This is a genomic window from Terriglobus sp. YAF25 (assembly GCF_052113305.1).
Lineage (GTDB): Bacteria > Acidobacteriota > Terriglobia > Terriglobales > Acidobacteriaceae > Terriglobus.
In genome coordinates, this window is the sequence record NZ_JBFRCY010000073.1 from 1 (window position 1) to 13,345 (window position 13,345).

The 13,345-nt window shown below is 60.7% G+C and carries 8 protein-coding genes; 4 read left to right on the plus strand and 4 right to left on the minus strand.

Features of this window, described 5'->3' with window-relative positions; translation table 11 throughout:
• Positions 1-4,044 (minus strand): DEAD/DEAH box helicase (locus tag AB4043_RS04665; RefSeq protein ID WP_442306582.1); only part of this gene is annotated, 4,044 nt, incomplete at its 3' end.
• On the opposite strand from AB4043_RS04665, the gene AB4043_RS04670 reads away from it, so the two are divergent.
• Positions 3,985-4,488, plus strand: a complete 504-nt coding sequence (locus AB4043_RS04670) for a KdsC family phosphatase (protein ID WP_442306583.1) — start codon at positions 3,985-3,987, stop codon at positions 4,486-4,488. The two genes, AB4043_RS04665 and AB4043_RS04670, sit on opposite strands and share 60 nt — an antisense overlap.
• A gap of 237 nt (positions 4,489-4,725) precedes the next feature.
• Here the strand turns inward: AB4043_RS04670 and AB4043_RS04675 are convergent, their stop codons facing one another.
• On the minus strand, positions 4,726-5,817 hold the full coding sequence (locus tag AB4043_RS04675; RefSeq protein ID WP_442306584.1) for an FUSC family protein: 1,092 nt from the start codon (positions 5,815-5,817) through the stop codon (positions 4,726-4,728).
• 22 nt (positions 5,818-5,839) lie between these two features.
• Positions 5,840-7,504 carry a rhamnogalacturonidase gene (locus AB4043_RS04680; protein ID WP_442301608.1) on the minus strand — a complete coding sequence of 555 codons (1,665 nt, stop codon included), beginning with the start codon at positions 7,502-7,504 and terminating at the stop codon, positions 5,840-5,842.
• Between the two features lie 121 nt (positions 7,505-7,625).
• Here AB4043_RS04680 and panB point away from each other — a divergent pair, with 121 nt between their 5' ends.
• The 3 genes from panB to coaBC are packed head-to-tail and all read left to right on the plus strand — an operon-like array spanning position 7,626 to position 10,653.
• On the plus strand, positions 7,626-8,534 hold the full coding sequence (panB, locus tag AB4043_RS04685; protein ID WP_442301607.1) for a 3-methyl-2-oxobutanoate hydroxymethyltransferase: 909 nt from the start codon (positions 7,626-7,628) through the stop codon (positions 8,532-8,534).
• Positions 8,535-8,557: 23 nt separating this feature from the next.
• Positions 8,558-9,406 (plus strand): pantoate--beta-alanine ligase, encoded by an 849-nt coding sequence (panC, locus tag AB4043_RS04690; protein ID WP_442301652.1) that lies wholly within the window; start codon positions 8,558-8,560, stop codon positions 9,404-9,406.
• Between the two features lie 2 nt (positions 9,407-9,408).
• Positions 9,409-10,653 carry a bifunctional phosphopantothenoylcysteine decarboxylase/phosphopantothenate--cysteine ligase CoaBC gene (gene coaBC / locus AB4043_RS04695; RefSeq protein WP_442301606.1) on the plus strand — a complete coding sequence of 415 codons (1,245 nt, stop codon included), beginning with the start codon at positions 9,409-9,411 and terminating at the stop codon, positions 10,651-10,653.
• Between the two features lie 359 nt (positions 10,654-11,012).
• Here coaBC and AB4043_RS04700 read toward each other — a convergent pair.
• Positions 11,013-13,345, minus strand: a 2,333-nt coding sequence (locus AB4043_RS04700) for a hypothetical protein (protein ID WP_442306585.1), incomplete at its 5' end; no start/stop codon positions are given.

Consider the following 13,345-nt stretch of genomic DNA (forward strand, 5'->3'; position numbering starts at 1 on the left):
CCACTTGGGAGCATTGGATTCGCGGGTGAGGAGTTCGCGGAAGACGACGCCATAGCGCGCCAGCAGCATGCGTGCGGCGGACTCGTGAGCCGCATCGAGGCGGCGGGCGCGCTCGATGGCGGTCTCGGGAATCGCGGAGGAGTCTTCGACCAGAAGACTCCAGCGGCCGGCATGCGAGCGAACGCCGCGGCGTCCCGGCTCCAAGACGGCGGGCTTCTTCTTCGGATCCATCATGACGCGGAGCTGGTCCCATCCGTCGGCGGAGGCGAGGCCGGCGGTCGCCAGCTCCCACAAGGCCATCTGCGTCTGCTGTTTACTCAGCAGAAGGATGCGCTGGATATCTGCGGCGAAGCAGGCGCCACGCTCGCGCAGAAGGTTGCGTACACGATTAGCCTCTTCGCTGAGAGCTACGGCAAGCTTGGGTTCATCGACCTGCTTCTGCTCCAGGGCCCATCCCAGCCAGTCGGCGGTCTCTCGCAGATAGAACGTGATGGGCGCCATGTTGGTAGGGATGACACGACGTGGCGCCGTTCCATCGGCCCATGCCGGGTGCGGCGAAACGCGGCCCCAGCCGACGACTCCGGAAAGACACAGATGATCGAGCCAACGGGGATCGTAGTTGGCGACACGCGCAGGCAGCAGTGTGCGCTCCCACTCGATGGCTGGAGCTTCAAAACCTTCGAGCTGTTCGAGTGCCGAAAGCAGTCCTTCTTCCCCAGCGAGTTTGGTTCCGGTGAGGTGCTGCCATTCGAGAAGCCAGCGCATGTAGACCGCCTGGCTGACCGGCTCGACGGCGCGGCGCAGTGAACCGACGGTATTGCGATGGATGCGCTGCAGCAGGCGGCGCTCGCACCATTCGATATCGAGATCGCTCTGTACGGAGCGCCCATTCTCGAAGACACCACGCAGGATGACGCCTTGGGACTCAATCAGCACCATCTGCGCGAAGACGGCATTGGCGTCGAGGCCGAAGGTCTCGGCAATGTTGCGTGCCGTGGCTGGGCCGAGAATCTGCATCCAGCCCTGCAGCAACAACTTCAATGCATCGGCGGCTTCTGCAGGCTGCATAGAGGACCAGAGAGCTTCGACCATGGGCAGACGTTCGACCGCAATCCAGCACTCGCGGTCTGCGAGACGAAGCTGTTTGACGCGGCCCTGCATCGCCAGAGTGTCGAAGAAGCCGGGCCAGTGGCGCGCATCCCATGCGGCCATGGCATCGACGGGAAGAGCGATGAGAGCGAAGAGAAGGTCGTGCAGCTCGTGCGAGTCGCGAATGTCGGGCCAGCACTCTTTGCGGACTTCGGCGATAGCGGCGGGATCGAGCTTGCCCTCTTCGGCGAGCACCGCATTGGGGATGCCGCGGCGCAGTGAGACGGCGCGGGCACGGCGCTCTTCCAGACCGGCCTCATCGAGGAAGGCATAGGGCATGGCGTTGATCAGCTCATGCGCGAACTGTGAGGGCACAGGCGTATCAACGGCAAGGCACTGGATGCTGCCGTTGGCGATACCTTGCAAAACCTGCACCAGCCCGTCGAGGTCCATAGCCTCATGCAGTACGTCCTGCATCACTTCACCCACGAGAGGATGATTGGGAATCTGAATATCGCCTTCGATGTTTTCGAAGCACGCAGCGGCCTGCGGGAAGACACTGGCGAGCAGATCTTCCGAGCGTGTGCGCTGAATCTGCGGAGCGACCCGCTTCCCTTTTACAAACCGCAGCAGTTGCAGCGAGCGGCTCGCAGCCCAGCGCCAGCGCGCTTTGAAGATAGGTGAAGCAAGTGACGCCTGTTCGAGAAGCTCCTTTGCGGTCTCGACGGTGAGGAAGTGGAAGACATCGGCGAGCGGGAAGCTGTGCTGCTCGGCGAGGCAGATGTTGATGCCGTTATCGGTGGCGGCTGCCTGCAGCTCGAAGTTGAAGCCGCGGCAGAAGCGTTTGCGCAGAGCCAGACCCCATGCCTTATTGATGCGTCCGCCGAAGGGAGCGTGCAGGATGAGCTGCATGCCTCCGCCCTCATCAAAGAAGCGCTCCGCGATGATGGTCTGCCGCGTGGGAACGGCGCCGAGGACAGCCTTGCCTTCGACGACGTAGCGCACGAGCTGTGCGGCTCCGCCGGGGCAGAGGCCGCACTCCTGCTGCAGCCACTCGGCGGCAGCCATGGCCTGCGGATGCGAGCCAACGGCGAGACCGGGAAGAACATCGGGCACAAGCTCGGCGATCTCCTGGCGGAGTCTGCCGACGCCTTCGCTGAGGAGATCGGTACGTTGCGGAGCTTCGCCTTCCCAGAAGGGCAGCGTTGGTGGAGCCCCTTGCGCATCTTCGACAAGGACGCGGCCTTCGGCCTCGACACGCTGAATACGCCAGCTTGTGTTGCCGAGCAGCACGACATCGCCGGGACCGGAGTCGACAGCGAAGTGCTCGTCGAGCGTGGCGATCTGCACATTCTCCGGCTGCAGCATGACGGCGTACTGCGCAACATCAGGGATGGCTCCGCCGTTGCCGATGGCGATCATACGGGCGCCGCGGCGGGCGTGGAGCTCTCCACGGACACCGTCGCGCATGACGTAAGCACCGTAGCGCCCGCGTGAGGACTCGATGCCCTGGTGCAGCAATGCGATCAGTTCGTCGAAGGTGGCGCGATCGAGATCACGGTAGGGCCAGGCGCGCTTGAAGATAGCGAAAAGATCGTCTTCACGCCAGGGCTCGGCGCCGACGGCGGCGACGATCTGCTGCATGAGCACATCTTTTGGAGCCGGCGGAACCTCCAGTTTATCGAGATCGCCGGAGCGCATGGCGCGGATGAGCGCTGCCTGCTCCATCATGTCGTCGCGAGTGGTGGCGAAGAACCGTCCCTTGGGAATGGCTCCGCGCCAGTGACCGGCACGGCCGACGCGCTGCATTGCAACGGCGACGGCACGTGTCGTCGCAATCTGGCAGACAAGATCGACGTCGCCAATGTCGATGCCGAGCTCGAGCGATGCCGTGGCAATGAGAATCTTGATCTCGCCGTTCTTGAGTTTCTGTTCGGCGTCGAGCCGCAGGGCGCGCGAGAGAGAGCCGTGATGAGCAGCAACATTCTCAGCCCCAAGACGCTCGGCGAGATTGAAGGCCAAACGCTCGACCAGACGGCGCGTGTTGACGAAGACCAGCGTAGAACGATGAGTCTCGGTCAGTGCGGCAAGCTTGTCATACATCTCATCCCACATACGGTTTGAGGTGACGGAGCCGAGTTCTTCGCTCGGTACTTCGATAGCGAGATCGAGATGACGCCGTTGCCCGACCTGCACGATGGTGACCGCACGCTCGCCCGCGCCGACCAGGAAGTTACCGACCAGCTCAATAGGATTCTGCGTGGCGCTGAGGCCGATGCGCTGCGGAGCCTCACTAAGACCGGTCAACATGCCGCCGGCGGTGAGGCGGTTTTCTCCGCGCACCAGAGCGTCAAGGCGTTCGAGCGTGAGGGTGAGGTGCGATCCACGCTTGTCGTCGGCGACAGCGTGAATTTCGTCGACGATGACGGTGCGCACGCGGCGCAGGTTTTCACGCGCCTTAAGCGCGGTGAGCATCATGTACAGGCTCTCCGGCGTGGTGACCAGAATGTGTGGCGGCCGTTTGAGCATGGCGGCGCGATCCTTTGCCGGCGTATCACCGGTGCGGACGCCGGTACGGATCTCAGGGCAGAGATAGCCGCGCTCGAGAGCGAGCGCCTGGATCTCGCGCAACGGACCCTCGAGGTTCTTCTGCACGTCGTTGGAAAGCGCCTTCAATGGCGAGACATAAACGACATGGGTCGAGGCATCGAGGCGACCCTCGATGGCCTGCCGCAGCAAAGCATCGATGCAGACGAGAAAAGCTGCCAGTGTCTTGCCGGAGCCGGTGGGAGCAGAGATCAGGACAGGCTCGCCGCGAACGATTGCGGGCCAACCGGCGATCTGCGGTCCAGTGGGTGAACCGAACCTGCGCAGGAACCACTCGCGTACAACTGGATGCGCCCATTCCATGGCCGGATCGGCAAAGGTCTCCTCGGGCAGCAGGGTCCCGCCCATGACGGCCTGGGCATCGCCATCGGACGCATGGCCGGGCTGAAGACAGCCATTGTGACCAAGCGGCAGTCAGACACGGTTGCCGTCCGCATGCGCGATCTGAAGGTCGACTACGTCTACCAAGGCCAGCATTACAAGATGCGTGCCGTGCAGGAGATCTGCACGAAAGAAGGCATCACCCTCGATGAAGTAGCGTACGTCGGTGACGACGTGATCGACCTGCCGGTCATGAACCATGTCGGCCTGGCGATTGCGGTCGCTAATGCGCGTCCGCAGGTCAAGCAGATGGCGCACTGGACGACAACGAACCTTCCCGGCCACGGCGCGGGACGCGATGCCATCGAGTTCATCCTGGAGGCACAGGGTAAGCTTGCTCCGGCGATGGCGAACTATCTGGATGAAGCCAATGAGGGCAAGATCGCGGATATCGGCCAGGGTGGGATGTAAGGAAGAGTTAAAAGTTGAAAGTTGTAGACGTACTGTAGTGGGCAGGCAAAGATTTTTGCCTGCCCTTGTTGTGTGTCGCTCCTGTCAGGATCGTTCGGATTTGTCATTTCGTAGCGTAGCGGAGAAATCTGTTGCTCTACCGATACCGCTCGTAGCCATAAGGTAAAGACGGTCGCGCGTAGCGCGATACCCCACCCTTTGCTGCGCAAAGAATGGGGCAACGAGTGTATTCACCAACTAAACTGCAGGTTCATCCTCGGGAGCCGGCCAGGCTCGGCGAAACAGATGGAAGATGGCGTGGATTGCAAGCGCCAGCAGGCCACCTATCGTTGTCGCAAGAATGCGGTTGTGAAGCACATACTCTTCCGGCAGATGATTGAAGGCCAGCAGGAAGGCGATGTAGCCGGTGATCGCTATGGAGAAGACGCCATAGTTCACGTTCATAAAAACGTAGGATACCCACAGATAGACCAGCACCAGGACAACCAGCACCCATAGGTTTGGCCTCAGCAGTGTGGCGACCACGGTGGCCACGCCTGCGCCGAGGTAGGTGCCGAGCAGGCGAAGGACCGTGCGCTCCGTCGTCAGATAGAACTCCGGCTTCACCACAAGGATGGCAGTCATTGCGATCCAGTAGCCATTGGGCAGCGGCCACCAGACGCGATAGAGCATGACTGCAATCGCAGTGGTGACCGCAAGGCGTACCGCGAAGTGGAAGTAGATGCTGCGGGGCGTGATGTRCGAGAGCAGATAGTTCACGCGAAACTTCCGCGGGTCAAAATGCGGATCGGTAAGGTTGGCGCGAATCCGGGGAACGAACCGCCAGAAGTAAAGAATGGCGAAGAACTCCAGTGCGGCTCCGACTGCCGTGGCGACACCACGCAGTGCTGCCTGGTGGAAGGTGCCGAGCAGACGTCCGTGCGTGTCAGGCGCGGCAGAAGAGATGATGAGGTAAACGCAGCACTGCACGCCAACCCAGGAGGCAGCGGTTCCCTGCGCCTGCATCAGGCCATAGATAAAAGCCCACAGAACGCAGACGCAGCCGAGAGCAAGGCTGTCAACGGCGAAGAGCGCTCCTAAAAATGTGGAGACGGTGATGCCGAAGGCCGCGGCCAGCATGGGGCCATAGCGATAGAAGATGGGCTGCTGGAACGATCCGAAGCCGACACACATCGCTCCGCCAACCGCCATGGCGGCCCAACTCTGCTGATCGAACAGAATGCCGGCCGCCATGACAAGCAGGATGACCGGCAGACAGATCAGCGCGTGGAGCGGTTCGGCTTCGCCCCAGGCGAAGCGGGAGATTCTGATGACTTCTTCGTTAGCCACGGCATTTGATTGTATGCGGAGTTTAAACCACCTGGTTATCCGCATTTCCCAGCGTCGTGTCTTTTGCCGCACGTGACCACATCAGCCTGAAGTCCGTCACGCTGTGCAATGAGAAGTTCTCCTGCGCAGGCGCGGTGATGGCAAAGAGGTCGGCACGATGCACATCTTCAAACCACATGGCAGGACGCGGATCGGCCGTCGCCGGAGCGATCTCGATATGTGACATCTCGAGGTTGCGCAGGTGACGCAGAAAGAAGCCGTGCGAGGGCGTCGGGCCGAAGCGCAGTAGTTCGGGATAATCCTCTTCCTTCTCGGGGACCTTCAGGGTGCGCCAGTCGGTCATGGGCTGGCGATCGTCGCCCCAACCTACACGCATCTGCTTGGGCAGGCCCTCGTGTCCGAAGTAGCAGTTGGAGAGCTTCACGTCCTCGATCAGGTTCTCGGGGATACCGGAGAAGAGACATGCGGTCGATGCCGCCGAGTTATAGCTGACGAGATTGGAGATGAGGATGCGGCGCAGAGTGCCCTTGCGCAGGGTCTCCTTCGGATTGCGATTACGGCGATTCAAACGAAGGAAGAGCGGAGCGTCGATGGTGTCACGCATCGTATTCCCGGTGATGGAGATGTCTTCCAGATAGGCGCCGTCGGAGGTTTCGAGCGAGATGCCCTTGCTGCCCTCGATCACGTTGCCGCTGATGGTGATGTTGCGGAAGCCGCCGTTGGACTCAGTTCCGCACTTGATGCGGCCGTTGCGTGAGACCTTGGCATCGTCGGCAAACTTCTTCCAGGTGCCGGCAAGCACGCTGCCCAACTCGTAGTATCCCGAGACGAAGTTATTGGCGATGGTGACGTTGTCGGTCGAACGGGCATAGCCGAGCGCGTAGCTCGACTTGGGGCAGATGGCGTCGTCCCAGGGCGAGTTGACGGTGCAGTTGGAGACCCGCACATTACGGCAGCAGTCGATGTCGAAGCCATCACGGTCGGTATCGACCAGCAGGTTGTCGAGCGTGAGATTGTCCACACCGGTTGCCAGCAGACCGAAGTGGCCGCCTTTCAGCAGGCGAAAATCGCGCAGGATGACGTTGCGGCAATTCTTGAGAGCGAAGGTCTTATTCCCGACGCCGGGCTGCTCCGCCTTGAAGGGCTGGTAGCCACCGCGAACTGCGGTTGCGATGCCGTGTGAGAGACCTTTACCGAAGATCAATCCCGGGCCGGAGACGGAGAAGTCATGCTCGTTTTCGGCGTAGAAGAGCGAGTTCTTCCAGTGGTTATGCCCGTAGTCCTGGTAAGGCGTCCACGGATCATTGGGCTCGGCGGCATCGTAGGTTCCGCCGCGGTAACCGGTCGTCTCGCCTACCTTGGGTGAGTCCGCCGCCTGGATGGTGCATCCCTGCGAGAGATAGAGGTCGACCTTCGATTTGAGCCGGATGGTGAAGCACATGTAGGTGCCCGCCGGGAAATAGAGCGTGCCTCCGCCGGATCTGGCTAACTCCTCAATGGCTTTGTTAATGGCGGGCGTGTCCACGGTCTTGCCGTCGCCGGTAGCGCCGAAGGTGCGCACGTTGTACAGAGCCTGGACGTTTTGCGTTTCGGTCTGGACTTCGGTTTGGGCTTCGGCCATGGAGACATGGCCTACGGCGCCGGCGAGCGCTAGCGGAGAGAGCTTAATAAGATCGCGACGTTGCATGCGCGACCAGCATACAGCCCGCGAGCGAAACGTTTCAATGAAAGGAAGGAGAAAGGACTATACTGGAGGCATTCGGGTTGCATCCTCTGTCATCATGGGAGGAGCGGCACTGGAGTGAACTATGAGTCTGACCGGATTCCGGGACGCGGCCGCGCGCCCTTTGGGCGTGGCTACCGCCGTCACACCCGCGAGCCTGCTGGCGCTAAAGCGCTCAGGGGCACCTATCACCGCTCTCACCGCGTACGACTATCCCACAGCACGACTGGCTGATGAGGCCGGTATTGACATGCTGCTGGTAGGCGATTCATTGGCGATGGCCGTTCTGGGCCATGAAGATACGCTGGCCGTCACCATGGACGAGATGCTGCATCATGCCCGTGCCGTGCGCCGGGCGACGCAGCGTGCCTTGTTGGTTGTCGATCTGCCTTATGGCAGCTATCAGATCTCCGTGGAAGATACCCTGCGCAACAGTCTGCGTATGGTGAAGGAGGCGGGCGCCAACGCAGTAAAGCTGGAGGGCGGCGCGGCGATGGCCTCACGTGTTCGTGCGCTGACCGCGGCGGAGATTCCTGTCGTCGCACATATTGGCCTGACGCCGCAGTCGGTCAATCGTATGGGTGGCTATCGCGTGCAGGGCCGCAGTGAGATCGAAGCGATGACTCTGCTGGATGACGCTCTGGCACTGGAAGATGCAGGAGCGATTGCGATTGTGCTGGAAGGCATTCCGCGGGAACTGGCCGCACTGATTACGGCACGGCTTCATATACCGACGATCGGTATTGGAGCGGGGCCGAAGTGCGATGGCCAGATCCTGGTGTGGCACGATGTCTTCGGCCTAAGCTTCCGCAATGCTCCCAAGTTCGTGCGGCAGTTCGAAGATGCCGCAGCGCTGATGCGCAAGGGGCTGGAGGAGTATCGTATCGCCGTTAGCGAACGAAGCTTCCCACGCGACGAGGAGAGCTATCACCTGCCGGCCAATGTACACCTACCCGAGACGGAGGAGCCCGAACTCTCTGTCTGGAGCGAGTAGTCACAATGCAAACTGCTACAGAGATGCAGACAGTAACAACCATCCGCGAGATGCAGGAGATTGTGCGCGCGGCCAGAAGAGGCTCGGGCACAATTGGCCTGGTGCCAACCATGGGCGCGCTGCATGAGGGACATCTGTCGCTGGTGCGGACGGCACGGGCGCGATGTACGCATGTGATTGCGACCATCTTCGTAAACCCGCTGCAGTTCGGTCCGAATGAGGACTTCTCCCGCTATCCACGCACCTTCGAACGCGATGTCGAACTGCTGACCAGCGAAGGTGTGGACTGGCTGTTTGCGCCGAGCGCGGAGGAGATGTATCCCCAGGGCGCGCAGACGACAGTCGACGTGCCGGAGTTGGGCGCGCGGCTCGATGGAGCATCCCGGCCCGGACACTTTCGCGGCGTTGCAACTGTCGTGAGCAAACTGTTTCACATCACGCAGCCGGACCTGGCCTTCTTCGGACAGAAAGATGCCGCACAGGTGGCTGTCTTACGGCGCATGGTGCGGGATCTGAACTTTCCGCTGGAGATGGTTGTGTGTCCGACTGTACGCGAGGCCGATGGCCTGGCGTTGAGCTCGCGCAATCGATATCTGAGCGAGGAAGAACGCAGCCGTGCGCTAGTGCTGTCACGAGCTCTTCGCAAAGCAGAGGCACTGGCAGAGATGGGAACACCGGCGACATTGCGCGATGCGATGTTGAGTGAGTTCGAAGGCACCGACGGAGTACGTGTGGACTACGTTACCGTCGTCGATCCGGATACATTGCTGGACGTGAGCGATCTGTCACGCGGTGCGTTGTTGGCAGTGGCGGCGTGGGTGGGCAGCACACGGTTGATCGACAACCTGTTGCTTCCCGCGCGAGAGGTGTAGCCATGAAGGTATTGCTGGGTGTCTGCGGAGGCATTGCTGCTTATAAAGCAGCAGAGTTGCTGCGTGAACTGCAGCGGCAAGGCGCAGAGGTACAGGTCATACTGACGCAGGGAGCAGAGAAGTTCGTGACACCGCTCACCTTTGCTGCACTGAGCGGACGTCAGGTGTTGACCTCATTATGGACTCCGGCAGTAAGTGAAATTGCAGGCGAGCAGCCACAAGCGTTTGGGATTGAACACATCGATATCGCACAGTGGGCCGATGTGCTGGTCATTGCTCCGGCAACGGCGCATGCATTGGCAAAGCTGGCGCACGGCATGGCCGATGATCTGCTAAGCACAATTGCGCTGGCAGCGACGGCGCCAGTGGTTGTGGCTCCGGCGATGAATGTGAACATGTGGCGGCATCCTGCAACCCGGGAAAACCTCGAAACCTTGCGCGGACGCGGCGTAACCATCGTCGAGCCGGCGAGCGGAGAGCTTGCCTGCGGCATGGTGGGTGAAGGCCGTCTCGCTGAGATTCCGGAGATCGTATCCGCGACGCTGCATGCGGCCAATCCGATTCGCGACCTCGCAGACGAACATCTGCTCATCACCGCCGGAGGCACACGGGAGGCGGTTGATCCGGTGCGCTTCCTTGGAAATCGCTCAAGCGGCAAAATGGGAGTTGCCCTTGCGGAAGCGGCATTGAAGCGCGGAGCGAAGGTTACGTTGATCACGACGGCTAACCATCCTGTCTCGCCAGGTTGCGCACGAGTGCTGGTCGAGTCGGCGGAGGAGATGCGGGCGGCTGTGCTTGACTGCCTTCCGGCAGCCACGGCATTGATTATGGCCGCGGCTGTGGCGGATTATCGCGCGAGCAATCCTGCTGCGCAGAAGATCAAGAAGAGCAGCGAGAAGTTGACGCTGGAGCTGGAGCGGACGCCGGATATTCTGGCGGAGGCTGCGCGCCTGCGTCTTTCCGGAACGCTGATCATCGGCTTCGCCGCGGAGACGGAACGCGTTGTAGAGGAAGGCCGGCGCAAGCTGCGCGAGAAGGGCGTCGATGCCATCGTTGCCAACGATGTCTCCGGCTCCGATGCGGGCATCGGAGCTGATCACAATGCGGGCGTGATGTTGTTTGCGGATCGCGAGGTGCGGTTGGAGCTGTCGTCGAAGCGCGCGATGGCGGAACGGATTCTCGATGAAGTGCATCGGCTGCGGGTTCTGAATGATCGCTCGGAAGTCGAGCTTGCGCCGGGGTATTAGGTTATCGGCCAATAACCACTGAACTGGGTACCCCATCCATCGCATATCGGGGTCCCCGACGAACTTGTTCGTTGGGGTGACAACGCGATGGGCGGGAACTATGGACACCGAAAGAAAGTATGGGTAGAGAAACAGATTTCTCCGCTCCCTTTGGTCGCTACGAAATGACAAACAAAAAGCGTCGCGCACAGCGCGATACCCCACCCTTGTCTTCGACAAAGAATGGGGCAACGGGGACTGTGCTGGACCGTCGAAATACATGTCGTGTCTTCATGAGGGTCTTTCCGAAGAGATTCAGCCTTAAGCAAGAGTAGCCAGCGAGGCTTCGCTGGCTACCCGATTGATGGACGTTCCGGCTGCTAGAACTGCAGGCGGGCAGAGATCTGTCCTGTGCGTGCACCACTAAAGTCGGCCTTGTCATTGGCAGAGGTGATGGTGCCGAAGGCGCCGCTGGAGAGATTCATATTCGGAGTCCCCAGGTTCGCCTTGTTAAGGATGTTGGTGAAGGTGCCTTCCGCGCGCAGTGAGACACGCTCGGTGATGGCGAAGCTCTTGCTGAGACCAGCAGAGAGGTTCACTGTTCCGGGGCCGACGATGGAGTTGTTCTGCATATTGCCGAAGCGGCCGATAGGCAGAGGATCGCCGGTGAGACCACGACCGGTGTGGCACTGCGAGCCCGGAGTCCAGGTCGGCGTGCCCGGGCAGGTAAAGGCCGCGGGGTTGAACCAGCGGGCAGCACTGCGATTGGTGGGAACCTCACTGACACCGACAACGCGGTCCACTTTCTGGCTGCGTCCAGGCAGAGCGCCCCCGTTGATATCACCGTTCAGACCTGCGCCGGTTCCTGAGGGGTCGCCCTGACCGCCGGGGAAGTACGGCGCAAGCAGAGGACCGCTCTGCACAACGAAGATGCTGCTCAACTGCCATCCGCCAACAGCGAGATCAGTCCAACGGCTCATGTTGCCACCGAACTGCTTTCCGCGGCCGACGGGCAAGGCATAAAGCAGCGTGGTGTTCCAGCGATGGCGGCGTGTGCCTGACGCCTGGCCAAAATCGACATCAGGATCGCGGCCGAACGAGGCACGGGAACCGCCGCTCTCACCCGCAAAGGAGGTGCTGTTCGGTCCCTGGTTATTGGTGAGGTTCTTAGCGAAGGTATAGGTCGTGTCGAAGGTCAGACCCGAGGTGAGGGAGTGACGGAAATCAACCTGGCCCGAGTGATAGGCTGCGGAACCGCCGGTAGAGCGACTATTGATGGTGCCCCAGTTGGGGAAAGGACGAGCGGAGAGAGGCTGGTTGTACGCCGAGGTCGTGCGGGAGTACGGCAGGTCATTGAGGTTCGGCGCCCAGACGAGGTGCTTCGTCGTCATGCCGATGTAGGAGACGCGAAGGCCATAGCCGCGGCCAAGGTCGCGATCGACCGAGAGCGAGAACTGATGCGAGTACGGATCGTTCCAGTGGATATCGTTCGCCGTTCCGAAGTATGCCTGTCCATAACCGGCAGAACCAGAGCTGGCTCCGGAAGCGGTATAGATCTGCGGCCAGACATACGAAGGACCGCTGGTGGTCTGCGAGTTGGTGTACTGCACGGTATTGGCCTGCAGCGTACCAGTGAGGGAGTAGAAGTTGGAGCCCAGCAGCGTGATGTTGTAGAGGCCATATCCACCGCGGAGGACAGTACGGTTATCTCCGAACGGACGCCACGCGAAGCCAAAACGCGGAGCGAAGCGGAGCTTGACGGCGGTGCGAAGACCATCGGGCAGACCGGCCTGGTTGTTGTCGATGGTCGGTGTGCAGGCAGCTCCGTTAACCGCAGGCTTGCCGGAGGTCTGACCAAGACCGCACGAGTTGAAGCTGGCCAGGTACGGTTGTGAGACCAGGCTCCCCTTCCCTGCCGGGAAGATCACCTGACCCGACTTGGCGACCGAGGGATCGAAGTTACCGATGTTGCCGCTCGGATCGTGATACGCCGGATGGTACTCGTAACGCAGGCCGTAGCTGAGCGTCAGGCTGTTAGAGACACGCCATTGGTCCTGCGCAAAGAAGTGGTAGTGCATCGAGCGGCCGTCGTTGTCAGACTGCACCACGTCATAGAAGGTGGTGTTCGGAGCGCCGATAAGGAAGTCGGCGAATTCCTGACCAGTAAAGCTGGCAGAGGAATAATCGAAGGTGCCATAGTTGTCAGCGCCATTGAAGCCAAGCGGCGTGATCGCCTGCAGTCTGCGGATATCGAAACCGAACTTCATGCTATGCCGACCCTTGACCCAGGTGACATTGTCGGTAAAGACGTGCGTGCGCGACTTGTTGATGGAGGTAAGACGGTCGGCATCAAGAGTGGTGAGGTCGCCGAAGTCCAACTCGGGAATGCCGTTGTAGAAGAGGTTCTGCAAGCCCTGCAGCCCGGAGTTGGTGGTGAAGCCCTTGCCATCGAAGGGATTCACGTTGCCGTTGGTGTCAAAGGTAAAGCCATAACGAAACTCGTTGATCAAGCTCGGCGTGAAGTTATAGTTGCCGGCAATCAGGAAAATGCGGTCCTGAAATGACTTGGTGCTGGAAGGGACGCCAAGGGGTTGCTGAGCGTCCTGGTTGTAGTTCTTCCAGGTGAAACGAGCGAAGACGAGCGCCTTCTGACCGACGTACTGATCTCCGCGGATATCGAACTGATTGGAGAAGAGCGACGTGCCCTTGTTGG